The organism is Cyanobium sp. ULC082, from assembly GCF_977927535.1.
Genome location: NZ_OZ376398.1, coordinates 801,148 through 824,659 on the forward strand (window position 1 = coordinate 801,148; position 23,512 = coordinate 824,659).

Here is a 23,512-nt window from a genome sequence, read left to right on the forward strand (position 1 = left end):
GCGGATGGCTCACGGATCGCATTTTGAGGGCGTGAATGAGCGGTTCAGGGTCGCATTGATCACCTTCGACACACTCGTTGGCAGAGCGGATTGGCACAGCGCGCCGGCGCCGCCATCGGGCGCCCGGCGGCCATTGAATGCAGGACGGCAAGTCTGTCGCCTCGGCGCAAAAGTGCGGCGCGGATCCTGTCATGAACGGCGAGGAACGTGGCACGCTGGTCCGTCCGAAGATCGGACACAGTCCTGAGGGCACCGAAGATCGAGTCCCACGGCTGCGTTCCCGACCCTGCCGCGTCCATCGCTCCCCACTCCCACCCATGCCCATGTCCTGCCCCCGCCACACCGGCCCAGTGCTGCTGGCCTGCCTGGTCCTCGGCCTCGCGGCGATCTGTCCCGTTGCCGGGGCGCAGCCCCAGGCGAATCCTGATCAGAAGGCCGCGCTGAGAGCCGTGGCCAAAATGATGGAAGGCCAGCGCACCTATTACCAGAAGAACGGGGCCTTCCGGGCCACAGTCTCCAACATCCAGCAAGATTTCGGTATCACCCTGCCGGTCTCTTTCGACTACGCCGTTCGCACCACCACAGAGGCCGCCTACAGCTACGTGATTCCAGCGCAGGGGGCGAAGGTGAGTCTTCTCAATGCCTATGTAGGAGCCGCCTTCCTCACCCCCAGCCAGACCCCGAAAATCACCACGATCCTCTGCATGAACAGTCAACCGGGCCAGATCCGTCCCGCCGATCCTCAGCTTGTGCTCGGAACCCTGGTGGCCAATCCCAGCGGCAGGATCGTGCAGTGCGGCGATGGCTCGATCGAGGTGAGGGCCTCGGTCGTCAACGAATGACGGCCACGCCTCCGCTGACGCTGCTGGAGTCGCGGGCGGTGGAGGTGAACGACCCCGACGCCCTGCTCGGTCGGGTGGCCCGGAATTTCCCCCTCAACGCCTTCCTGGAGGGTCCCCAGTGCGGCGGCTTCTTCCATCGCAGCGGCGTGATCCACGTCGGCGACGTGGCCGTGTCCTGCAGCCGCCACTCCCCCCTGGAGATCGGCTTCGATGACGGTGACCTCGCCACCCTGATCCTGCCGCTGGCGGGGGAGGCCCAGGTGGGAACGGATGGACAGACGCTGCGGCTGCAGGGGGGGGCGATGGCCGCCTACCTGCCCGGTGCCGCCTTCACGGCCAGCACCGGAACCTTCGAGGAAGTGATGATCTGCCTGGATCGCCGGAGGCTCGCCGCAACGGCCTCCAGCTTCGCGGGCTCCGGCAGGGATCCCGGCCGCCATTGGCCCCGCTTCGATTGCCCCCTGCTGGTCGATGGCAGCCAGGCGAACCAGCAGGCCGATCTCCTCCGCCATCTGCACCTGGCGCTGCGGATGGTGGACGCCCCGCTGCTGGGCTCGGTGGGCGGAATCGCGGCCCCCCAGCTCGAGGATCTGCTCTATCGGCTGGTGGCAGCGCTGGTGTGCCCGGAAGCGGTCAGGGGAATCAGTGGTTCTCTGCCCGACCCGCGTCAGGATCACCCCTTCGACGACCTCCTGGAGTGGATCCAGGCTCACCTGCACACCCCGATCACCCCCACCGAGCTCAGTCGGCGCAGTGCCTATTCCCGGCGCAATCTGCAGTATCTGTTCCAGCAACGGCTTGGCTGCAGCCCCATGCAGTGGGTGAAGCGGCAGCGACTGGATGCCGTGCAGCGTGATCTGCAGCGGGCCCAGCCCGGGGAAACCGTGGCCGCCATCGCCCGCCGCCATGGCTTCGTGCAGCTGTCCTCCTTCGCCGCCAGCTTCTTGCGCCGCTACGGCATCGCCCCCTCGGTGCTTCTGCGCCGTTCAAGGACCGGCGCCGACTGAGCCGACGGGCACCCCACCTATCCATGGTGGAGCGCTTCGCTATCGATTGGCCTCCCTCCGCCGCTGAAGGCACCTCGGCCGACAATCCCACTCCGTCTTGGACTCCGGTTTCTCTCAGCTTCGTCATGGAATTGCGGCTTTGCGGAGTCACACCCGATGAGATCACCGCTCCAGCTTTCTGCAGAGATTGGTTCCTTGTGAGATGCTCTGGGAATCTGTTTCCAGGTTTCCGAAGGTTGCTGGAAACAGGTCAATTTCTTCCTTTGCCCTTAATTCGTTGGCCAGGCGTCTCCGCACCCTTCCGGTTGGTCATTCTCCGTTGCTGATCCTGGGGATCGGTGCGGGCCTGTTGGGCGGTCTCCTGGGTCTGGCCATCGATCCGACTGCGGCGCGGGCCGCTGAACCGGCTGAGCCTGCCCCTGCTGAGGCCAGCAGCACGGAAGCGTCGCCATCGCCCTGGGCCGCCACCGTGGAGCTCTATGGATTTGCGCCGCTGCGCACGTTCGGGAGCACCACAGTGCGGGGCTTCAGCACCGACTTTGACCTCGACCTCGGCCAGGTGCTCAGGCCCCTGACGGGAGCGGCCACCATCCGCGGCAGCGTGGAGCATGGCCGCCTCGGCCTGCTCACCGACATCAGCTACGTCTCCGTTGCGGGACAGGAAGGCAAGCTCCAGGAGATCAGGACGCGGTCCATCGAAGGCCCCCTCGGCAAACGCAGCCTCAGCCTCACCCCCGATGGCCAGGGCAGCGTGGACGCTGGAATCGCCAACATCCAGGGCATCTACGACCTGGCCCTGCGCTATCGCTTCGGTGACCGTGAAGCAGCTGTGGCACGGCCGGGCAGTTTCACCCTCATCCCCTATGCCGGGATGAGGGTCGTCAACATGCAGTACGACCTGGCTCTGCAGGCTCAGGGCCCCGGCCGGACCCTGACCTTTCGAGGGCCGAATCTGGAGGGTTCCCGGACGCTGCAGGGCCTGAATCTGCGTGGGCAGCAATCCTTCGACAGCACCGTTGTTCAGCCCCTGCTGGGCACCCAGGCGATGGTGTTTCTCTCCCCCCGTCTCAGACTGTTCGCCCGCGCCGACTTCGGTGGCTTCGGATTGAACAATGCCGATGATTACTCCTGGAACGCCCAGGCGGGCCTCGGCTACGCGATCGGTAACTCCGCCCAGCTCAACCTGTCCTGGCGCTATCTGCACCTGGGCGGCACCAATGGTGCCAACCCCGAAAACGCCTTCAACGTCAATGAGAATGGAATCGAAGCTGGCGTGAAGTTCTTTTTCTGATCCCTCCGGTGCTGGGGGGCTTCCGCCGGAATCTGCGGTCAGCCGCCCGCCACCGGCAGCTTTTCGATCCGGCCATCCCGGCGCAGCTTGCCCTGCAGCTTCAGCCAACTGAACCCCACCGGCAGGCCCAGCACCAGCGGCACGGCCGTGAGGGCGGGTCGGCCGCTGGCGGCCAGCAGGGCGGCGGCGATCGCCAGACCACCCAGCAGGAAGGACTGGCCGGTGGATTGCTGGGCGAGGGCCAGCCGCCGCAGCAGGCGGTCGGTTTCTCCGGCCCGGATCTGCACCTGCAGGTCGCCCTGCTCGATCCTGGCCAGGTTGTCTTCCAGGCGCCTCGGCAAACCCAGGGCGCGGCTGCCCACCTCGGCGGCCTGGCGGCCGAGTTCGTTGATGAAGTCGTTGGGGCCGTTACCGCTGGCGGTCATCAGGGGCAGCAGGTAGGGGCGGGCAATCGCCACCAGGCTAAAGCCGGGATCGAGGCCCCGGCCGACACCCTCGAAGGTGGAGAGGGCCCGCATCACGAAGATCAGCTCCGAGGGCAGGCGGAACGGCTGGCCGTACACCAGGTCGTAGAGGTCGCCGGAGAGCTTCTCCAGCACGTTGGAGGAGAACGGTGGGGTCAGGGCATCGTTGAGCATCACCCGCACCAGTCGGCGCACCGGCCCGGTGTCGATGCCGGCGGCGATCACACCGGCCCCCTGCAGCTCCAGCACCAGCGCGGCGGGGTCCCGGGCCGCTGCCGCCCGCACCATCCGACCGAGGCGGCTGCGCAGGCGCTGGGAGATCTGCCCCATCATCCCGAAGTCGTAGTAGATCAGGGCGCCATCGGCGGCCACCGCCAGGTTGCCGGGGTGGGGATCGGCATGGAAGAAGCCGAAGCGCACCAGTTGCTGGAGATAACTGGCCGCCCCTTTCTCGGCCACCGCCGCTGGATCGATGCCGGCCGCCACCAGGGCGGGGCGGTCGGTGATCTTGATGCCCGGCAGGTAATCCAGGCAGAGCACCCGCCGGCTGCTCAGTTCCCAGACCACCGCCGGCACCCGGATGCCGGCATCCTCGAGAAATTGCTGACGGAAGCGAGCCGCATGCTCGGCTTCGAGGCGGAAATCAAGTTCCCGCAGCAGCACCCGCCGGCATTCCTGGGCGATCGGCACCCATTCACGGCCCTGGCCCCAGCGCGGGTGGCGCTGCAGCACGGCGGCCACCTGCTGCAGCACCTCCAGGTCGAGGCGGAACAGGCGCTCCAGGCCGGGCCGCTGGATCTTGAAGACCACCTGGCGGCCACTGCGCAGGCTGGCGCGGTGCACCTGGGCGAGACTGGCCGAACCGAGCGGCCGCTCCTCGAGGTCCACGATCTCGGCGCAACGCTCGCCGAGCTCCTCCTCCAGGAGGTTTTCAACGACGCTGAACGGAAAGGCCGGCACCTTGTCCTGAAGGCTGGCCAGCTCCTCCACATACCCGGCCGGCAGCACATCGGGGCGGGCCGAGAGCAACTGCCCCAGCTTGATGAAGGCCGAGCCCAGGCTGATCAGTTCAGCGGTGAGCCAGCGGGCCCGCAACCGCTGCCGGAGGCTGCGGTGCTCCGGGTTGATCCCACCGCGGTAGCTCCAGGCCTGGCCGTCGATCCAGAGACCGAAGGCCAGCAGCAGCACCGCTCTCCAGATCCGCAGCGACCGCCTCAACCCCTGCCACTGCGCCCAGAGTCGCCCCATCAGGCGTGGTCCTCGAGGCGGCGGGAAAGGGCCGCCACCGTGGCCCTCAGGGCATCGATCCGCTCCTGGGCCTGCCTGGGGCGGGCCGTGGCGGAACCGGTGGCCCCTGGGCCGGCTGGCCCAGGGGAGCTGGCGCTGGATGCGGCGTCGGTTTCCAGACGCTCCGCTTCCTGCTCCACCTCCTGCCAGAACAGTTCCCATTCGTTGCGGAGCCGCTCCGGCGCCTCCTGGGCCAGCACGGTCAGCCCGGCCAGGGAATCGGCCAGACCGCTGCCAAGCCTCGCCTGAAAGCGGTTCAGGGCCGCCTGAATCAAGGATTGGGGCGCACTCATCTCCAGGCCTGCCGGTTGGCCAAACTGTGGCAGATCAGGGCAACGGCGTGGGCGGCGGTGGGGCCAGGGGAGCTGGGGCCTGCGCCGGTGGCTGCGGCTCCGGTGGTCCGGGTTCGGCTGGAGCGGCTTCCGGCGGGAGAAGCGGCTCGAAGGGTGGATCTTCCGCTGCCGCCGGCCTGGTGGCGGCCTCCTCTGCGGCCTGGCGGTCCTCCAGCTCCTGGCGACGCCGCTTCGCTTCCTCCTGCTTCTGGTTGGCTTCGAACTCGAGGCGATCGAGATCGCCCCGGATCTCGGTGCGATCAGTGCCGAAGCGCATCCGCAGGCTCTCCAGACTGGTGCCCGGGAACGGCTTCACCCCGAAGTCCAGTCCCAGCGGCTGCGTCGCGTCGCCACCACGGCTTAGCAGCCGATCGGTGATCGCGTAGCCAAGCCCGAAACAGAGGCCGACCAGCAGGGGAACCAGCCAGTGCCGCCGCGGCGGCAGTGGAGCTTCAGCTGCTGGTTGGCGGCGACGCGGGGGGCGCTGGGCTCCGGCGGAGGGCATGGCGGCAACGGGCGCGATCTGCCCCCATCCTCCCCTCAGCTGCCCACCGGCGTGGCGGGGCGTTCAGGTGGTGTAGTCGGCGTTGATGCGCACGTACTGATCGGAGAGATCACAACCCCAGGCCAGACCCTGGCCGGGGCCGTCACCCACCACCAGGCGGATGGTCACGGTGTCATCGCTGAGATAGGCGCCGGCGGCGCGCTCGGCCATGAAACGGGAGGCGGCCGGGCGGTCGAAGGGCAGGGGCTGACCTGCGGCCATCAGCTGGTGCTCCCCCAGCCAGAGGGCCACCGCCTCGGGGTCGAACTCCACGCCGGCGCGGCCCGCCGCGGCCACGATCCGGCCCCAGTTGGGGTCACGGCCGTGGACCGCGCACTTCACCAGCGACGACCCGCAGATGGTGCGGGCGATGGCACGGGCGCCGGCGTCATCCGTCGCCCCCTCCACCCGCGCTTCGATCAGGCAGGTGGCCCCCTCGCCGTCGCGGGCAATCGCCCTGGCCAGGTGCTGCGACACCGCCGTCAGGCCAGCCTCCAGCGCGTCGAAGTGCTCCGGGCTCAAGGGCTCGCCGGCTGCAAAGGCCAGGAACGTGTCGTTGGTGCTGGTGTCGCCGTCGACCGTGATCGCATTGAAGGAACGGTCCACCGCCCGCTGCACCATCCCTTGCCACAACTCCGCCGGCACACCGGCATCGCAACTGAGGTAACCCAGCATCGTGGCCATGGTGGGGTGAATCATCCCGGAGCCCTTGGCCATGCCGCCGAGGCGCACACGCCGGCCGCCCAGGTCGGCCTCCAGGGCGATCTGCTTGTCGATCAGATCGGTGGTGAGGATGGCCGTGGCGGCGGCGGCGCCCCCCTCGGGGCTCAGGGCCTCCACCAGGGGATCGAGGCCCGCCAGCAGGATCTGCATCGGGATCGGCACACCGATCACGCCGGTGGAGCAGATCAGCACCTCGCCCGCCGCCAGGCCCAGGAGATCGGCGCTGGCCTGGGTGGCGCGCAGGCTGTCGATCAGGCCCAGATCACCCGTGCAGGCATTGGCCTGGCCGGAATTGGTGAGCACCGCCCGGGCGCGGCCGCCGCTGGCCGCCAGGCGTTCGGCGCAGAGATCCACGCAGGCGGCCCGCACGCGGTTGGTGGTGAAGCTGCCAGCGCAGACGGCCCCTGCCGGAGCCAGCAGCAGCGAGAGATCAGGCTTGCCGGAGGCTTTGAGGCCGGCGGTGATCCCGGCGGCCAGGAAACCGGTGGGAGCGGTGAGGCCACCGGGGATCGGGTGCCAGGGGGTGGGTGCGCTCATCGGGCCAGGCACTGCTGGTGGCATCCTGCCGGTGCGCCTCCGCCGATGGTCTGGTCATGACCGCCTCCAGCCCGCGTTCCGCTCAACGCCGCATCGGACTCACCGGTGGGATCGCCAGTGGCAAGAGCACGGTGGGGCGGTTGCTGGCCGGGCGTTTCGGCCTGCCCGTTCTCGATGCCGACTTCTATGCCCGCGAGTCCCTGGCGCCGGGAACCCCCGCCACCGCAGCGGTGCTGGCCCGCTACGGCGCCAGGGTGGCAGCCTCGCTGCCTGCTGCTGCCAGCCTCGACCGGGCGGCGCTGGGTCGCCTGGTGTTCGCCGATCCGGCCGAGAGGCAGTGGCTGGAGGGCCTCGTGCATCCGCTGGTGCGGCGCCGCTTCGCTGTGGAGCTGAACCGGCTGGCGGCTACTCCCGCCGTGGTGTTGATGATCCCCCTGCTGTTCGAGGCGGGTCTGGAGGGGCTCTGCAGCGAGATCTGGCTGGTGGACTGTGACATCCAGCAGCAACGGGAGCGGCTGCGCCGCCGCGACGGCTTCAATGCCGCCGAGGCCGGGGCCCGCCTCGCGGCCCAGTGGCCGATGGCCGAGAAGCGGTCCCGATCCGATGTTGTGATCGATAACCGGGGCAGCGAGGAGGCGCTGGTGGCCCAGCTGGAGCAGGCCCTGCGCTCCGGCCCTTCAGCCCGCTGAGGTGCGCTTGTTACAGCCAACTGCTGCGCTATCTCTATGTTTTGGCCAGCTTGATCCGCTTTCTCAGTTTGCGGCTGGCGCCGAAGGCGATGCCAGCACCAAGGATTGGGAGTGGCCCCGGGACGCCTGGCACAGATTGACCGGAATCGAAGGTGAACACTGTTCCTCTGTTGAGATTGCCGGATCCGCCACGCTGAGCTGTGCCATAGAAGAGGCCACTGGCTCCAGCGGTCAGACTTCCAAACGGAAAGGCGCCGGTGGTTCCTGTGAGAGAAACGGGCGAGGAGATCTGATTGTTGATTGAATTAAAGGTAAAGACCGTCCCGTTGCCAGAAGATCCGCCATTTACATTTGTGCCATAGAAGAGACCACCGTCACCAGCCGTCAGGTTTCCTTGCGGATTGGCGCCATCGGCTGCTGTGAAGAAAGCGGCTGCGGAGATCTGATTGGTGAGTGAATCAAATGTGAAGACCGACCCGGCGCCAGCAAGTCCGCTGCCCGTTTCAGTTGTGCCATAGAAGAGGCCATTGGCACCAGCCGTCAGGCTTCCTTTCGGATTGGCGCCATTGGCTCCTGTAAAGGAAGCGGCTGTTGAGATCTGGTTGGTGATTGAATTGAAGGTGAAGACCGAACCAAAGCCGGAAGATCCGCCCTGTGGAGTTGTGCCATAGAAGAGGCCATTGGCACCAGCCGTCAGGCTTCCTTGGGGAAAGACGCCATTGGCTACGACTGTGAAGGAAGCGGCTGTTGAGATCTGATTGGTGTTTGAATCAAATGTGAAGACCGACCCAAGGTTGGCAGATCCGCCCCCCGCGGTTGTGCCATAGAAGAGGCCACCAGCACCAGCAGTAAGGCTTCCTCGGGGAAGGGAGCCATTGACTCCTGTGAAGAAAGCGGATGCGGAGATCTGATTGGTGAGTGAATTAAAGGTGAAGACCGACCCGCTGTTCGAAGGCCCGCCCTGTTCAGTTGTGCCATAGAAGAGGCCACCCGCACCAGCAGTAAGGCTTCCTAACGGAATGGTGCCATCGGCTAGCGTGAAGAAAGCGGATGCGGAGATCTGATTGGTGTTTGAATTAAATGTGAAGACCGACCCCCTGTTAGAAGGTCCGCCCTGTGTGGTTGTGCCATAGAAGAGGCCGCCGGCACCAGCCGTCAGGCTTCCTTGCGGTCTGGCGCCATCGGCTGCTGTGAAGGGAGCCGCTTGCGTAATCGCAGGTGCTGCAACAGCCGGTAAAGTTGTGCTAAGCAGAACAAGGGAAGCTGCTCCAGGGCAGATGAAGTGCCGGAGGGTGCGATGAAGGCTGAGCAGGCGAGGGGTGAGAGAGTAGAGAGCATCGCAGTCACGCTCGGTACCTCCCTTTCTTATGTATTGAACACATAAACTACTGATTTTCATATTAAATGTCCTTTTTATCCCTCGAAAGATAGCATCAATTCCTGAGTTCCAGCCGCCCCTGCCTCCGTGGGCTCCCGATCGGCGCCGGAGCCATGGCGGAGGTGCGCATGAATCAAGATCCAGCTCATCGCCGGTGCCTTCGCCAACGGCTGGAGCTTCAAGGCGCAGGCCTTGAAGCTCTGGTTCGTGGTGGGCTGGCTCGCCATCCTCGCGTTCACCAAAAGGCAAACCAGGGCTCTCTGTATGACCAAGGTTGGTAGTGGGTAATGGGTACACCCATGGCCATTCACGCCTGCACAACGGCGAATCCGGTGGGTTGATGCGCTCCGGCTCTTCAGCCCGCTGAGGTGCGCTCCGCCAACGCCGAGGCCCAGTCTTCGAACGTCTTCAGGTCGGTGTCCAGCCTGCTCCAGACCTCAGGAAGTGCCTTGATCAGGGCGGCGATCGGTTCCATGCGCAGCTCATCGGCGTAGAGGTTGCGCACCAGATGCCGGAAGCGCAGATACTCCTGCAGCGACGTTTGGGTGCTTTCGCGAAGCACCGCCGGACGCTGATCGGTGGCCATCGCCATCCGCTCCAGCAGCCGCCGATGCCAGCCCTCCCCCTGGCGCGGCGTGCCGCCATTGAGTGTCCGGCTCACCAGAAGCAACACGCGCTCGATCCCGGTGTAAAAGCTGTGAAGCCGCAACGCTGCCGCCTCCACGGGGTCAGGGCCCTCCCCCAGTCGAGGCAGGCTGCGGGCCAGGGACGCCACCAGGTTCTCCAGCCGCTGACGCTCGCGGCTCAGGTCGTCGCGGAGCTCGCGCAGATCCTCAGGTTGCATCGCTGCCGTAGCAACCCGATTCAAGGGGACCTTGGGCAACCCGTGCTCCTGCCGTCAAAGCCCTGCCGTGGCGCAGCAACCGCTCGGCGAGCTCAGGAGAAAGGTCTTCCAGGCGCTTGAGATCAACCGGCAGCGGCCCGGCCGCCTCGGCCAGAGCGATGGCCTTCAGCAGCTGATCAGCGGGCAGACCCTGCACGAGCAGATCGAGATCGGAATGCTCCTTGAATCCAGAGCCCAACAAGGACCCATGCACCCAGAGCCCGCTGAGCTGGGGCCAGTGCTCACGAAAAACCTGCGCGGAGCGCTCAGCCTGGCTGAGGCCTGCCTGGCGCCGCTGCTCCAGCACCTGGCGATCGGCCGCGAAGCGCTGCAGCCAGTAGGTCTCGGCGTGGAGCGTCATGGGATGAGTCTGCCTTCAGCCCTTGAGCTTCGCCACCAGGATCGCGTTGGCCAGCTTCGGATCGGCGCGGCCACCGGTCTGCTTCATCAGCTGGCCCACGAAGAAGCCCTGCAGCTTGGTCTTACCGCCCCGGAACGCCTCCACTTCGGCGGGATGGGCGGCCAGCAATTCATCCACGATTGCGGTGATTGCCGCCGGGTCGCTGATCATGCCCAGGCCGCGATCGGCCACGATCGCCTTGGCTGAACCGCCCTGCTCCAGCAGCTCGGGCAGGATCTCCTTGGCGATCTTGCCGCTGATCGTGCCGTCCTCGATCAGGTTCACCAGTTCGGCGAGATCAGCGGGGCGCAGCGGCAGATCGGCGATCGAAAGCCTGTTGGCATTCACATGGGCGGCGATCTCGCCCGTCACCCAGTTGGCCACTGTCTTTGGGTCGCCGCCGGCCGCCACCGCCGCTTCGAAATACTCGGCCATGGCCCGCTCATCGGTGAGCACCCGGGCGTCGTAGATCGAGAGGCCCAGCAGATCGGCGTAGCGGTGCCGTTTGGCGGCCGGCAACTCGGGCAGCTCGGCGCGCCAGGCCTCGCGTCGCTCCACACTCACCTCAATCGGTCCCAGGTCGGGGTCGGGGAAGTAGCGGTAGTCGCTGGCCCCTTCCTTGCTGCGCATGCTCTTGGTGAACTGCTTGCCCTCGTCCCACAGGCGGGTTTCCTGCACCACCGGCTCGCCCGCCTCGTAGGCCTTGATCTGACGGGCAATCTCGAAATCGATCGCCTTCTGGATCGCCGAGAAGGAGTTCATGTTCTTGATTTCCACCTTCACCCCGAAGGGTTCATCGGGCCCTCGCCGCACGGAGATGTTGACGTCGCAGCGCAGGGAGCCTTCCTGCATGTTGCCGTCGCTCACGCCGAGGTAGCGCATGATGCGACGAATTTCGGAGGCGTATTCGGCCGCTTCCCGGCCAGTGCGAAGATCCGGCTTGCTGACGATCTCGGCCAGGGCCACTCCGGCGCGGTTGTAATCCACCAGGGAGTGGGTGCTGCCCGCCAGGCGATCGCTGCCGGCGTGCACCAGCTTGCCGGCGTCTTCTTCCATGTGCAGCCGCTCGATGCCGATCGTCTTGAGGTAGGTGTCCTTGCCCTTCTCAGCCACCTCCACTTCGATCCAGCCGTTCTCGGCGATCGGCTGGTCGAACTGGGAGATCTGGTAGTTCTTGGGCAGGTCGGGATAGAAATACTGCTTGCGGTCGAACTTGCTGTGCTCAGCCACCTGCAGGTTGAGCGCCAGGGCCGCCTTCACCGCATACTCCAGCACCTTCTCGTTGAGCACCGGCAGGGTGCCGGGCAGGCCCAGCACCACCGGATCGATGTGGGTGTTGGGGTCGTCGCCGAAGTTGGTGGAGGCGGCGGTGAAGATCTTGCTGGCGGTGCCCAGCTGCACATGGGTTTCCAGGCCGATCACCGCCTCCCAGGCCCCTTGTCCGTTCACCGCCGCCATTCCTTCTGCCTGCTTGCACGTGCTGGAAATCGATCCTATGCAGCCGCCCGGCTCACGGTGCCGGGGCCTCGAAGCAGAGCTCGCGGCAGCCGCTGCGGGGATCGAGCACCCGCCTGAACCGCACCCCCACCGGCAGCAGCAGGGCGATCTCGGCGGTGGTGCGGATGCCGTTGCCGGCGAGCAGGTGGCCGCCCCGGCAGTGGCCTCGGGCATCGGCGGCGCTGAGGTGGAGATGCACCCCGTCGGGTCCAAGGCTTCCCTGCAGGCTGAGCAGCTCCCAGGGCCCCGGCAACAGCAGCGCCTGGCTGGCTCCCGCCGGCCGCAGGCTGAGCTGATCGAGGCTGCCGATCGCTGAGGCCACCCAGGCGGCGTCGATCTGTCGCTCGGCCACCAGGGTCTCGAGGGCACCGCGCAGGTCGCAACCCGGGCTCAGCCGCAGGTTGAGCAGCCTGATCTCCCCGGGCTGAGCTGTTGGATAGCTTGAAATCATGGATGCCCTTGCAGCCGATTCCCTGACCGCCCCATTCTCGGCAGAGTCGTTCGATTCAGGTGCGGCTGCCGTGCTGATCCTCGGCGGCGGTCTGATCGGGCTGGCGATCGCCCATCAGCTGGCCCGCCGTGGCCAGTCGGTGCTGGTGCTGAGTCGGCGGCGCAGTGAGGCGGCCGGGTTCGTGGCGGCGGGCATGCTGGCTCCCCATGCCGAAGGGCTGAGTGGCCCGCTGCTGGATCTGGGCCAACGCAGCCTCGGCTCGATTCCCGGCTGGGTGGCCCAGATCGAGGCCGACAGCGGCCTGTCCTGCGGCTTTCGCCCCTGCGGCATCGTGGTTCCCTTCCGCTCCGCCGCTGAGCGGGACGCCTACCCCACCGCCCGCTTCGGCCTGGCCCTCGATGCCGCCGATCTGCGGCACGAGATCGGCGGCATCGGTGCGGCCTGGCAGGCCGGTCTGCTGTTTGATCAGGACGGCCAGATCGACAACCGCCGCCAGTTGATGCGCGCCCTTGAAACGGCCTGCGTCGCCCTGGGCGTGGGGTTTCAGGAGGGCAGCGAGGTGCTGGAACTGCTGGCGCCGGCCGGGCGGCTCGAAGCGATCCGCCTGCGCCGGACGGAGGGTGAGGTGGTGACCCTGCCGTGCCGCCGGGCCGTGCTGGCCTGCGGCGCCTGGAGTGCCCGGTTGCTGCCGGGCCTGCCCGTCCAGCCGATCAAGGGTCAGATGCTCTCGCTGCAGGCACCCCGCCAGGCGCTGAAACGGGTGCTGTTCGGGCCTGGCACTTACCTGGTGCCGCGCGAAGACGGTCTGCTCGTGGTGGGCGCCACCAGTGAGCCGGACGCCGGCTTTGCGGCCGGGCTGACGCCCCAGGGCCAGAGCCAGCTGGAGCAAGGCCTTGTCAGCCTCCTGCCGGAGGCGGCCCACTGGCCGCCGATGGAGCGTTGGTGGGGATTCCGGCCCGGCACCCCCGATGGCCTGCCCCTGCTCGGCCCAGCAGAGATCGCCGGCCTCTGGCTGGCCACGGGTCACTACCGCAACGGGGTGCTGCTCGCCGCGATCAGCGCCAGCCTGATCGCGAACCTGATCGAGCCGGGCGCTTCCGGCGATGCGGCGCTGCTCGCCCCGTTCGATGCCAGACGCTTTGGCCGCCCGGCGCCCGGCGATCAGCTGGGGAGGGCAACGGGGCTCGGCTCGGCGTCAGCCACGGTGTAAACCGGGATCATGCCCATGCCTTTCACCTGCTGAGGTTCGAGCGCACGGACCGGCAGCTCCTGCTCCACCAGCTCCGCCGTGCCGGCATCGATCACGATCGGCACATCCAGCAGCCGCGTGAGCCCCTCCAGCCGGCTGGCCAGGTTCACCTTGTCGCCGATCACGGTGAAATCAAGGCGGCGGGGGCTGCCGATCTGGCCGACGATCACCGAGCCGCTGGCCAGGCCGATGCCACTGCTGAATGGCTCGATGCCCTCGGCCAGCCACTGGGCGTTGAGCTCCTCCAGCCGGGTCCGCATCGCTTCGGCGCAGCGCAGCGCCGCCAGGGCCTCCTGCCGGGGCCCACGCCCGATCGGTGAACCGAACACGGCCATCACGGCATCGCCGATGAACTTGTCGACGGTGCCGCCGTGGGCGCTGATCACCTCGACCATGCCACCGAGATAGTCGTTCAACTGGCGCACATGCAATTCAATCTGGCCTTCGGCGCTGCGTTTCTGGGTGAGCTGGGTGAAACCCTTCAGGTCGCTGAACAGCACGGTGACGGGCAGCAGTTTTCCCCGCAGGATGCCCTCGGCCGCATCGGGATCCGAGAGGATCTCGGCCACCACGCTGGGGGCCACATAGCGCTCGAAAGTGCGTCGCAGCCTCCTCTTCTCCTTCTCCTCCCGCAGGTAGGCGTCGCCGCCGTAAAGCAGGCCCAGCAGCACCAGGCCGCTGGCCGGGGCGAGCAGCGGCAGCCAGCGATCCAGCTGGCGCAGCACCACGAAGCCCGCCACCAGTTGAAGGACCAGCACGCTGATCACCAGCCCCAGCCGCCACGGCAGGCCCGACCGCCGCAGCCCAAGAGCCGCCACCAGCAGCAACGGTGCCATCGCCAGCAGGCCCCTGGCCGGTGCCGCTGCCGGCCAGGGACCCAGGCCATCTCCCTGGAGGGAATTGGCGGTGGCGGTGGCCAGCATCTCCAGGCCCGAGATCCGGCCGAAGGGGGTTGGATTGCCCGCCTCGCCCTGGGACACCACAGGCCCCACCAGCACCAAAGCATCCTTCAGCATTCCCCGGCTGGAATGGCGCTGCCAGCGAGCCGGATCGAGCACCTCCCAGGCGGAGATCCTCTGGAAACTGCCTTCCGGCCCATAGAAGTTCAGGGCCATGGCGGGGTCGTTCTGGCGGCTGGGGCGTCCCAGCAACCGCAGGGCCGTGCCAGCCAGGGAGGGGAAGGGCTCCACGCCGTTGGCGGGCAGGAGGCCGCGGCCATAGGCATCGGGGTGACGGGCCGGCTGGCCGGCTTCCCTGGGCAGGGTATTGGTGAGACCCAGCGGCCCGTCACCGCCCAGGGCGGGGATGAACGGATCCGGACGGATCAAGGTGAGGCCGCTGCCGACTTCGCCGTCCTGGGGCTCGAGCATCTCCGCCGCCAGGGCCACATGGCCCCGCAGGGGTTCGAGGCTTTTCGCCAGGGCGGCGTCATCGGCGGGTCCCTGGCGGCTCTGGCCCGCGAAGGTGACGTTGATCGCCACCACGGCCGCGCCGGCCTCCCGCAGCCGGGCAGCCAGCAACCCGTAGGCGGCGCGGGGCCAGGGCAGGGTGTCGATTCCACGGGCCCAGGCCGGAATCAGCTCGGGCTTCTGATCGGCGAACCAGCTTCCCTGCTGAAGCGTGGCGTCATCGATGGCCACCAGCACCACCTGGCGGGGTGCAGGCCTGGGGCCCCGCAACACCACGAGCTGATCTTCCAGGCCACGCTCCCATTCCTGCCAACGCGTCGGCGGCCAGCCGCTCAGCACACCGACGGCGATCACCACCGCGGCTGAGGCCAGGGCCGTGAGGCGGGAGCGCTCGATCAGCACAGATCAGCCCCCATCAGAAGAAGCGCGGCAGGTTCAGGAGAGGGATCAGCGGTGATCCACCGGGAAGGGAGGGCAGCGAAACCCCCGGCAGCCTGGAGCGCAGATAGCTCTCCAAACTGCCGATCGCGGGCAGGGGCGCCGTGAAGCCAAGGAAGAGCGGACCCTCCAGGATGGCGGAGTAATCGCCGCTGCTGAGCTTGAGCAGGGTGAGCACCACGCCTGCAGCGGAAAGACGCAACCGTTCACCGCCGTTGACGGTGGTGCTGGGTTGGCCGGATGGTTCACCCCCCTCGGTCAGGGGTTCCACCTCCACGGAACCCTCCAGGACGGTCAGCTCCGAGCCACCCTCGTCATCCACCCGCAGCACATAGTTCGTGCCCCGCACGCTCAGCCGCGAGGAGCGGGTGCAGCCGCTCTGCCTGCCTGAGACGAGCACTTCACCCTTGCGGAGCAGGAAGCAACCGCTGCCGAGCCGCAGCTGGGAGTAGCGATTGAGCCGCCCGGCCGCGCCGGAGGCGAAGCTGAGCTGGCCGCGGCTGTTCTCCGTGCTGATCTCCTGCGGGCTGACGGCCTGCTGGTTCAGCCTGGCCTGGCGGGCATCGATGAACAGCTCATTGCCATCCAGGATCTCCTTCACCGTGGCCGTTTCAGCTGGGGTGGCCGCGCAGACCGGTGCCCCCAGGTGGAGTGAGGCGGCCACGATCAACAGCAGCCCGATGCGTTCAGGATTCCGCTGGCCCAGGCAATGAAACACCTTGGAACGTCTCGGTGATGTAACGATACAGCGCCTCGAATTCGGGCATCGTGGTGGTGAATCCGACAAACAGCGGACCATTCAGAATGGCTTTGTAGTCGTCAGGGCCGAGCTTGACGCTGGAGAGAACCTTGCCATCCGCAGAAAATCTGAATCGGTAACCGGCCTTGATCTCAACCGACGGAGGCACAACTGCGGCTGTCTGGTCGTTCTTCAGGGTCAGGCAGACGATCACCTCTTTTTCAGTGTTGGTTTTGGGTTGCGACCAGACACAACCGATTGACGTGGCGTTCTGGGACGTGAAGACAATCCGCTGGTGGATGGGTGATCCCCACCAGAGCTTTGCCAGTGATTCCGGCGTGTAGAGCCCGCCTTGGGCCGGGCAGCCCAGCACCTCACCGAGCACAGACCAGCCGGCAGGAAGCTTGATGGCCGCAAAGGGTGAGCCCACTCCAGCCTTGCCGCCGTGGAAACAACCGCCATTGTCTTTCATGGCCTTGATCAGGGAGTTCCCATAGCTGTTGATTTCCTCCTGAACAGCCTCCGGCAACGCTTGAAAGCCTGGAGTGCCGAGTTGCTGGCGCTGATTGTTGAGTTGTTCGAGAAGCTTGGTGAGCAGTTGCGATTGTTCGGCTGGCTGAAGAGCATCGGTGTTGGAATCAGCGACCACGGTGCCTTCCAGAACGATCACATCGGTGCTGCCATCCTCATTGGCGAGGACGATGTAATTCGTGCCGCGCGAGCTTAATCTCAGTGATTTTGTGCAGCCACTCTGCTTGCCGGAGACCAGCACCTGACCCTTGGCGAGCAGGAAACAGCTCTTGCCAAGGCGTAACTGGGTGAACCGGTTGATGCGGGCGGCGGCTCCGGACCTGAACAGCAGCTGGCCGCGGCTGTTCTGGGTGGTGATCTCCTGCGGGGTGAGAGCGGTTTGATTCACCCTGGCCTGGCGGGCATCGATGAACAGCTCGTTGCCATCGAGGATGACCTTGACCGTGGCTGCTTCTGCAGCCCGGGCTGAAGGTGCCATGGCCAGCAATCCAGCCAGAACAGGCAGAGCCAGCACAGGCAGTGCCAGCACAGGCAGGATGGTTGAGGGGCGGGCCAGCATCGCCAGGGGCCGAAGCAGCGGCAAGGGGGCAGCCGGGGGAATTGATCCGGCAGAGCTTACTGGATCTCCCAAAGGTGATCCTTGCTGCCGTTGCGGCCCGTTCCATCGGGTTGGTCAGAATCACTTTTTCTGATCCGCTGGGGATCCTGCTGGAGTGGCTGTCCTGAGCTGGTCGCGCAGCTGGCGATCGAGGGCATCCTGCTCCAGCAGGGTCGAGACAAAGCCCAGAAAGAAAGGTCCTCCCAGAATGGTGGTGTAGTCGCCTGCCCCCAGTTCGGCGGACGAGAGAAACGACCCGGTGTCCGAGAATCTGAACCGTCGGCCGGCGTTGATGATCAGTGGTGCGGCAGCCACAGCAGCCTGGCCTTCATGTCTCACCGTCAGGCAGACCATCGCCTCGGTGTCGTGCTTGCTCTGGGCTGTTGACCAGACACAGCCGATGGCGGTGGCCTTCCGGGAGTCATAGACAATCCGCTTGTGGCTGGGGGACTCCTGCAGCATCCGCGCCACGATTGCCGGGTCCCAGACTCCTGGTACTGCCGGACACCCCAGCACTTCACCGACGACGGACCAGCCCCTGGGAAGTTTGACGAAATCAAAGGGTGAAGCGACCCCATTGCTGCCACCGTGGAAGCAGCCACCGGTTCGTTTCATCGCATTGATCAGCAGAAGGCCGTAGGGCTCGATCGCAGCCTGAACAGCGGCGGGAACGGATGGGAACGCTGCTTTGCCGAGTTGCAGGCGCCGTTGATTGATTTCTAACAGCAGTTCACTGAGCAAGACCGAGAGGTTGTTCGATGGCTGCTCGAATGGCGCCGCGTTCTGGAGGTGCTCGGCTTCCACTACCCCCTCCAGCACCATCACATCGGTGCTGCCATCGGCATTCACGGAGATGATGAAAGTGGTGCCGCGTGAACTCAGCCGCAGTGATTTTGTGCAGCCACTCTGTTTGCCGGAGACCAGTACCTGACCCTTGGTGAGCAGGAAACAGCTCCTGCCGAGCCGCAACTGGGTGAATCGATTCAGACGGGCCGTCGCACCCGATCGGAAGGTGAGGTGAGCGCGACTGTTCCTTGTGTTGAGTTGCTGGGGCGACAGGGCCGTTTGATTGATCTCGGCCTGGCGGGCATCGATGAACAGCTCCCTGCCATCAAGAATCTCCACCACCCTGGCCGTCTCCGAAGCCCTCACAGCTGAGGCATGACTGCTGAGAGCAGTCAGCAGGGCCGCAGCCAGCAGAGCAACTCCACGAACCTGTCGCAGCCAGGCGCACCGAGAAGCCATTGCTGTCCTCCAGTGCTTGAGCGGATGGGCCGAAAGGCTGTCTTGCTGCACCTGGCAGGAAAGGAGTTGTTCAGATTGTCTGGGAATGGCTGTGATCGGCAACCACACCGTCCCAGCTTCAGCATCGGATGGTTCAGGGCTCCAGGCGCCACACCTGATCGGCCGGGGTCCAGTCGCTCAGTTCGGAGGGGCTGAACCAGAGGCCGATCTCGAAGACGGCGGTTTCCGGAGCGTCGGAGCCGTGGATCACATTGCGGCCGATGTTCACCGCCAGATCGCCGCGGATCGTGCCGGGCTCAGCCTCCAGGGGCTTGGTGGCGCCGATCAGCTTGCGGGCACTGGCGATCACGCCATCGCCTTCCCACACCATCGCCACCACCGGACCGCTGGTGATGAACTCCACCAGGCCGGCAAAGAAGGGCCGCTCGCGGTGCACGCCGTAGTGGCTTTCAGCCAGCTCCCGGCTGGGCACCAGTTGCTTGAGGCCCACCAGCTTGAAGCCCTTGCGCTCGAAGCGGCCGAGGATCTCGCCCACCAGCCCGCGCTGCACCCCATCGGGCTTGATCGCGAGAAACGTGCGTTCGGTGGCCATGGAACCATCAGACAAAGATGTAGCCATCGTCTGCGCTGGGCCTGCCGCTTGGCAAGCAAGCCCTGAGCTGACAAGCGCCATACGATCGGGCCTGCGGCTGGATCTGAGTCGATGCCTGCAGCGCCAGCCTTCACCGCCACCTGGCTGGCGGCACCGCGGATCGGCCCCAACCTCCGGCTCGGCCTGCGCACCACCGTGGCCAGCGTGCTGCCGCTGCTGGCGGCCGCGCTGCTGCCTGAGCCCGCCCTGATCTGGATGGCTCTGGGGGGGCTCTACGTGAACATGGCCGACACGGGCGGCGCCTACCGCACCAGGGCAACGGCGATGGCCTGCGCTTCCCTGCTGGGCGCCGTGGCGCTCGGCGGGGGGATCGGCCTGGCCACCTGGCCCTGGCTGTGCGTGCCGGCCATGTTCGCCGTCGGGCTGGGCTGCGGTCTGCTCTCGCTCTACGGCAATGCCGGTGCCCTGATCGGTCTGGTGACCGCCTGGTGCTTCCTGATCGGCATCAATGTGGCCGGTCCCGACCCAGCCAAGGCCCTGTCCTTCTCCCTGCTCTACCTGGCCGGAGGGGCCTGGGCCACCCTGCTGGCGGTGGCCATCTGGCCGCTGCGGCCCTACCGGCCTGTCCGGCTCGCGAGCGCTGAACTGCTGGGGGCGATCGCTGAGTTCTGCAGCCAGGCCTGCCCAGGGAGCGGCGGGAGTCCAGCCGCTGAGGACCAGCTCTTCCAGGGCAAACTCCGGGTCCGCGCCGCCCTCGCCACCGCCCGGGCGACCCTGGCGGATACCCGCAGCGGCCGCCTCGGGGACAGCCCGGCCGATGGGGCCTTCACCCGCCTGATCGAGTCCGCCGACGCGCTGTTCGTGACCAGCGCGGCGATGGGCAGCCTGCTGGCGGAGATTCCGCAGCCGGAGGTCTCCCAGCTCCGCCTGCGGCTCGATGCGCTCAATCGGCACGGTGTGGTGGCGCTGCAACAGCTGGGGCAGGCGCTGCTGGCGCGCGCCGGGCTGCCCCCGTGCCAGGAACTCGTGATCGAGGCGCGCCGGATCGCGGCAGCGATCGAGGCTTCGGCTGCACCCGGCATCGCTCTCCAACAGGCCCAGCTCAGCCAGCTCCAGTGGATCACCACCCTCGCCGAGCTGGGGGAAGCCATTCCGGCTGCGGCGCTCAACCGCCGATCGTCTTCGCCTGGGCGCCCCGGCGGCGCGCTGCGGGCTGCTGTGGTCCAGGGCTGGAGAACCCTTGGAGCGAACCTCACGCTCGACTCGAGCGTGTTCCGCCACGGTCTGCGCTTCGGGGTCGCCTCGGCCGCTGCGGTGAGCATCTACACCCTGTTCGCCCTGCCGATCGGTTACTGGATCACGCTGACCGTGTCGGTGATCCTGCGGCCCTCGGCCGGTGAGAGCCTCAGGCGCACCAGCCAGCGGGTGCTGGGCACGGTGCTGGGCGGGATCCTGGCGATCGTGCTGGCCACCCTCTTCCCCCATCCCCTGGTGATCGTGCTGCTGCTGGTGCCGCTCACCCTGGTGATGATGGCGATGCTGCCGGTGAACTACGGGCTTTTCGTCTTCTTTCTCACCCCCTGGATCGTTCTCTACAAGGACATCGCCCAACCCGGCGACTGGAGCCTGGCCCTGTGGCGGATCGCCAACACCCTGATCGGCGCCGTCCTGGCCCTGGCCGCCATCCACCTGATCCTGCCCCGCTGGGAACGGGAGCAACTGCCGGCCCGCCTGGCGGAGAGCCTGCGCTGCCAGGCCCGGTTCGTTTCGGAGGTGCTGGATCGGGTTCTGGAGGGCCCGCCAACCAGCGCTGGGCTGCCCAGCACTCCTTTCGCCGTGCGCCTGGCGATGGGGAACGCCCAGGTCTCGATCCAGCGGTATCTCAGCGAGAAGGCTTCGCACCGGCCGATGGCGCTGCCTCTGATGGCGTTTCTGCTGCACAGCCAGCGTCTGATCGATGCCCTCCTGGTGCTTGGGAGTGGTGGTCGCCAGGCCGCTGGCAGCCCGGCAGCGCTCAGCCTCCGGCCGCTGCGGGACCAGATGCTGACCACACTCACGGCCCTCGCCTCGGCTCTGGATCGCCGTGAGCAGACGGGGCCGCTGCCGGATCTGCGCCGGCCGGAGCTGGCCGACGACCTGCTCCAGCAGCAGCAGCTGGAGCGCCTGGTTGAACCGATCATCGGGCTCCGCAACGCCACGGAAGCCTGGAGCGCCGGCATCGCCCCCCCTGGCTGCTGATCAGGACGGCAGGCCCTGGATCCAGTGCGGCAGCGGCTTCCCGCCTAGATTTCCGTCCAAAGATTTCGCCGCAAGCCAGGCTCCGATGGTGCTCGCCGACCCGACCCGCCCGCCGGGCGCGCTCCCCGGTGCTTCCGCCCCCTGGAGCGTGGCCGACAGCACGCGGCTGTACGGCCTGGAGGGGTGGGGCGAGCCCTATTTCAGCGCCAACGGTCGTGGTCACGTGATGGTGCAGCCCCGTGGTGATCGCGGTGGCTCCCTCGATCTGGTCGACCTGGTGGAGGGCCTGCAGAGCCGCGACCTCTCCCTGCCGCTGCTGATCCGCTTCGACGACATCCTCGAGGACCGGCTGGAGCGGCTCCATGCCGCCTTCGAGCGGGCGATCGCCCAGTACGGCTACGCCGGCCGCTATCAGGGGGTGTTCCCGGTGAAGTGCAACCAGCAGCGCCACGTGGTGGAGCAGCTGGTGGAGAGCGGCCGCCGCTGGCATTTCGGCCTGGAGGCCGGCAGCAAGGCGGAGCTGCTGATCGCCCTCTCCCTGGTGGACGATCCAGAAGCGCTGCTGATCTGCAACGGCTACAAAGACCAGCGCTACATCGAAACGGCGATCCTGGCCCGCCGGCTCGGCCGCCAGCCGGTGGTGGTGATCGAGCAGGCCGACGAGGTGGAGCGGATCATTGCCGCCAGCGCCAGTCTGGGGGCGGCGCCGTTGATCGGCGTTCGCGCCAAACTTTCGGCCCGCAGCAGTGGCCGCTGGGGCAGCTCGGTGGGAGAGCGGGCCAAATTCGGCCTGTCGATCCCCGACCTGCTGACCACCGTGGAGCGGCTGAGGGCTGAGGGGCTGCTGGGGGAGCTGCGGCTGCTGCACTTCCACGTGGGCAGCCAGATCAACGACATCGCCGTGATCAAGGACGCCCTGCAGGAGGCCGGCCAGATCTATGTGCAGCTGGCCCAGCTGGGGGCGCCGATGGGCTATCTGGACGTGGGTGGTGGCCTGGGCATCGATTACGACGGCAGCCGTACCGCCACTGCCGCCTCCACCAACTACTCCCTGCAGAACTACGCCAACGACGTGGTGGCGACCGTGCGGGAGTGCTGTGAACCCCTGGGCGTTGCCCTGCCCACCCTGGTGAGTGAGAGCGGCCGGGCGCTCGCCAGCCACTTCAGCGTGCTGGTGTTCGATGTGCTCGGCGCTTCCGGCGTGCCGGATGCGGTGCCCGAAGTGCTGGAGGGTGAACCGCTGATCGTGCGCAACCTGCGTGACACCCTGGCCGTCATCAGTGCCACGGAGCACGGCGACACCCGGCCCCTGCAGGAGGCTTGGAATGATGCGCTCAAGTTCAAGGAAGACGCCCTCTCTGCCTTCCGTCTCGGCTACCTGAGCCTGCCGGAACGCGCCATGGCTGAGCAGCTCACTTGGGCCTGCTGCCAGTCAATCGCCCAGCGGCTGCCGACCGTCGGGGTTCCGGATCAGCTCAAGGGTCTGCAGGCCGCCCTGGCCACCACCTACTACGCCAATCTCTCGGTGTTCCGCTCGGCGCCCGACACCTGGGCGATCGATCAGCTGTTCCCAGTGATGCCGATCCATCGCCTCGATGAACGCCCGAGCCGCCTTGGCAGCTTCGCCGACCTCACCTGCGACTCCGACGGCAAGCTGGCCCGCTTCATCGATGGCGGCCAGGTGAAGCCGCTTCTGGAATTGCACGCGCACCAGCCCGGCGAGCCCTACTGGATCGGCCTGTTCCTGGGCGGGGCCTATCAGGAGGTGATGGGCAACCTGCACAACCTGTTCGGCAGCACCAATGCCGTGCACATCCGCCTGGCCGCCGCCGGCGGCTACCGGCTTGATCACGTGGTGCGTGGCGACACCAATGCCGATGTGCTCAAGGCCATGGAGCACCAGCCGGAGTTGTTGCTGGAGCGGCTGCGGGTGGCCAGCGAGGCGGCGATCAGCAGCGGCGATCTGCGCATCAGCGATGCCCAGCGGCTGATGGCTCACTTGAAGAGCAGTCTGGGGCAGATCACCTACCTGCAGTGATCGGATCGATGCATGCCCAGATCCACCCTCTTCATCAAAACGCTGCGCCTCCCATCTCTGGCGGTGAGAGGGATTGCCGTATCGCTCCAGTGAGCTCCTGGAGTCAACAC

21 protein-coding genes are annotated in these 23,512 nt (G+C 66.8%); 7 read left to right on the plus strand and 14 right to left on the minus strand.

All coding sequences use genetic code 11. From position 1 onward, the window contains the following. Positions 1 to 317 precede the first annotated feature (317 nt). The 3 genes from ACXMDY_RS13400 (at position 318) to ACXMDY_RS13410 (ending at position 3,140) form a co-directional block, all read left to right on the plus strand. Positions 318 to 842, plus strand: a complete 525-nt coding sequence (locus ACXMDY_RS13400; protein WP_457767647.1) for a type IV pilin-like G/H family protein — start codon at positions 318 to 320, stop codon at positions 840 to 842. Further along, a complete protein-coding gene (locus tag ACXMDY_RS13405) occupies positions 839 to 1,849 on the plus strand; it encodes a helix-turn-helix domain-containing protein (protein WP_259701793.1) in 1,011 nt (336 codons plus the stop codon). Before ACXMDY_RS13400 ends, ACXMDY_RS13405 begins: the two co-directional genes overlap by 4 nt. A gap of 349 nt (positions 1,850 to 2,198) precedes the next feature. Then, on the plus strand, positions 2,199 to 3,140 hold the full coding sequence (locus ACXMDY_RS13410; RefSeq protein WP_457767648.1) for a hypothetical protein: 942 nt from the start codon (positions 2,199 to 2,201) through the stop codon (positions 3,138 to 3,140). A 38-nt stretch (positions 3,141 to 3,178) separates the two neighbouring features. Here the strand turns inward: ACXMDY_RS13410 and ACXMDY_RS13415 are convergent, their stop codons facing one another. The 4 genes from ACXMDY_RS13415 to argJ form a co-directional block, all read right to left on the minus strand. Further along, the gene (locus ACXMDY_RS13415; protein WP_259701795.1) at positions 3,179 to 4,852 is read right to left on the minus strand and encodes an ABC1 kinase family protein; all 1,674 of its coding nucleotides are present in this window, start codon (positions 4,850 to 4,852) and stop codon (positions 3,179 to 3,181) included. Continuing rightward, positions 4,852 to 5,184 carry a hypothetical protein gene (locus tag ACXMDY_RS13420; RefSeq protein WP_259701796.1) on the minus strand — a complete coding sequence of 111 codons (333 nt, stop codon included), beginning with the start codon at positions 5,182 to 5,184 and terminating at the stop codon, positions 4,852 to 4,854. Before ACXMDY_RS13420 ends, ACXMDY_RS13415 begins: the two co-directional genes overlap by 1 nt. A 34-nt stretch (positions 5,185 to 5,218) precedes the next feature. Beyond that, positions 5,219 to 5,728 carry a hypothetical protein gene (locus ACXMDY_RS13425; protein WP_259701797.1) on the minus strand — a complete coding sequence of 170 codons (510 nt, stop codon included), beginning with the start codon at positions 5,726 to 5,728 and terminating at the stop codon, positions 5,219 to 5,221. 63 nt (positions 5,729 to 5,791) lie between these two features. Then, entirely contained in the window at positions 5,792 to 7,027 is a 1,236-nt protein-coding gene (gene argJ / locus ACXMDY_RS13430; protein ID WP_399243925.1) for a bifunctional glutamate N-acetyltransferase/amino-acid acetyltransferase ArgJ, read from the minus strand. 56 nt (positions 7,028 to 7,083) lie between these two features. Between argJ and coaE the strand changes: the two genes are divergently transcribed. Continuing rightward, positions 7,084 to 7,716 carry a dephospho-CoA kinase gene (gene coaE, locus ACXMDY_RS13435; protein ID WP_259701799.1) on the plus strand — a complete coding sequence of 211 codons (633 nt, stop codon included), beginning with the start codon at positions 7,084 to 7,086 and terminating at the stop codon, positions 7,714 to 7,716. 34 nt (positions 7,717 to 7,750) lie between these two features. Here coaE and ACXMDY_RS13440 read toward each other — a convergent pair whose 3' ends face one another. The 5 genes from ACXMDY_RS13440 to ACXMDY_RS13460 all read right to left on the minus strand — a co-directional run bounded on the left by ACXMDY_RS13440 (position 7,751) and on the right by ACXMDY_RS13460 (position 12,325). Next, positions 7,751 to 9,343 carry a choice-of-anchor tandem repeat GloVer-containing protein gene (locus ACXMDY_RS13440; RefSeq protein ID WP_457767649.1) on the minus strand — a complete coding sequence of 531 codons (1,593 nt, stop codon included), beginning with the start codon at positions 9,341 to 9,343 and terminating at the stop codon, positions 7,751 to 7,753. Between the two features lie 106 nt (positions 9,344 to 9,449). After that, positions 9,450 to 9,938 carry a ribonuclease toxin HepT-like protein gene (locus tag ACXMDY_RS13445; RefSeq protein WP_259701801.1) on the minus strand — a complete coding sequence of 163 codons (489 nt, stop codon included), beginning with the start codon at positions 9,936 to 9,938 and terminating at the stop codon, positions 9,450 to 9,452. Further along, entirely contained in the window at positions 9,928 to 10,338 is a 411-nt protein-coding gene (locus ACXMDY_RS13450) for a nucleotidyltransferase domain-containing protein (protein ID WP_259701802.1), read from the minus strand. The genes ACXMDY_RS13445 and ACXMDY_RS13450 overlap by 11 nt, the downstream gene beginning before the upstream one ends. A gap of 15 nt (positions 10,339 to 10,353) precedes the next feature. After that, entirely contained in the window at positions 10,354 to 11,835 is a 1,482-nt protein-coding gene (gene gatB, locus ACXMDY_RS13455; protein WP_259701803.1) for an Asp-tRNA(Asn)/Glu-tRNA(Gln) amidotransferase subunit GatB, read from the minus strand. 52 nt (positions 11,836 to 11,887) lie between these two features. Beyond that, positions 11,888 to 12,325, minus strand: a complete 438-nt coding sequence (locus tag ACXMDY_RS13460) for a PPC domain-containing DNA-binding protein (RefSeq protein ID WP_259701804.1) — start codon at positions 12,323 to 12,325, stop codon at positions 11,888 to 11,890. On the opposite strand from ACXMDY_RS13460, the gene ACXMDY_RS13465 reads away from it, so the two are divergent. Next, positions 12,324 to 13,535 (plus strand): FAD-dependent oxidoreductase, encoded by a 1,212-nt coding sequence (locus tag ACXMDY_RS13465; protein ID WP_259701805.1) that lies wholly within the window; start codon positions 12,324 to 12,326, stop codon positions 13,533 to 13,535. The two genes, ACXMDY_RS13460 and ACXMDY_RS13465, sit on opposite strands and share 2 nt — an antisense overlap. On the opposite strand, the gene ACXMDY_RS13470 is transcribed toward ACXMDY_RS13465, so the two are convergent. The 5 genes from ACXMDY_RS13470 to ndk form a co-directional block, all read right to left on the minus strand. Further along, complete coding sequence (locus ACXMDY_RS13470) at positions 13,487 to 15,385, minus strand: adenylate/guanylate cyclase domain-containing protein (RefSeq protein ID WP_259701806.1); 1,899 nt, start codon at positions 15,383 to 15,385, stop codon at positions 13,487 to 13,489. The two genes, ACXMDY_RS13465 and ACXMDY_RS13470, sit on opposite strands and share 49 nt — an antisense overlap. A gap of 13 nt (positions 15,386 to 15,398) precedes the next feature. Beyond that, positions 15,399 to 16,085 carry an iron dicitrate transport regulator FecR gene (locus tag ACXMDY_RS13475; protein WP_457767650.1) on the minus strand — a complete coding sequence of 229 codons (687 nt, stop codon included), beginning with the start codon at positions 16,083 to 16,085 and terminating at the stop codon, positions 15,399 to 15,401. A 22-nt stretch (positions 16,086 to 16,107) separates the two neighbouring features. After that, on the minus strand, positions 16,108 to 16,932 hold the full coding sequence (locus tag ACXMDY_RS13480) for a hypothetical protein (protein ID WP_259701808.1): 825 nt from the start codon (positions 16,930 to 16,932) through the stop codon (positions 16,108 to 16,110). Between the two features lie 438 nt (positions 16,933 to 17,370). Continuing rightward, positions 17,371 to 18,441: a FecR family protein gene (locus ACXMDY_RS13485; protein WP_259701809.1), complete on the minus strand. Its 1,071-nt coding sequence runs from the start codon at positions 18,439 to 18,441 to the stop codon at positions 17,371 to 17,373. Between the two features lie 226 nt (positions 18,442 to 18,667). Continuing rightward, positions 18,668 to 19,126, minus strand: coding sequence for a nucleoside-diphosphate kinase (gene ndk, locus ACXMDY_RS13490; RefSeq protein ID WP_259701810.1), 459 nt, complete (start codon positions 19,124 to 19,126; stop codon positions 18,668 to 18,670). 111 nt (positions 19,127 to 19,237) lie between these two features. On the opposite strand from ndk, the gene ACXMDY_RS13495 reads away from it, so the two are divergent. Then, positions 19,238 to 21,364 carry an FUSC family protein gene (locus ACXMDY_RS13495; RefSeq protein ID WP_259701811.1) on the plus strand — a complete coding sequence of 709 codons (2,127 nt, stop codon included), beginning with the start codon at positions 19,238 to 19,240 and terminating at the stop codon, positions 21,362 to 21,364. Between the two features lie 85 nt (positions 21,365 to 21,449). Next, positions 21,450 to 23,402 (plus strand): biosynthetic arginine decarboxylase, encoded by a 1,953-nt coding sequence (gene speA, locus ACXMDY_RS13500; protein WP_259701812.1) that lies wholly within the window; start codon positions 21,450 to 21,452, stop codon positions 23,400 to 23,402. The last annotated feature ends 110 nt before the right edge of the window (positions 23,403 to 23,512 follow it).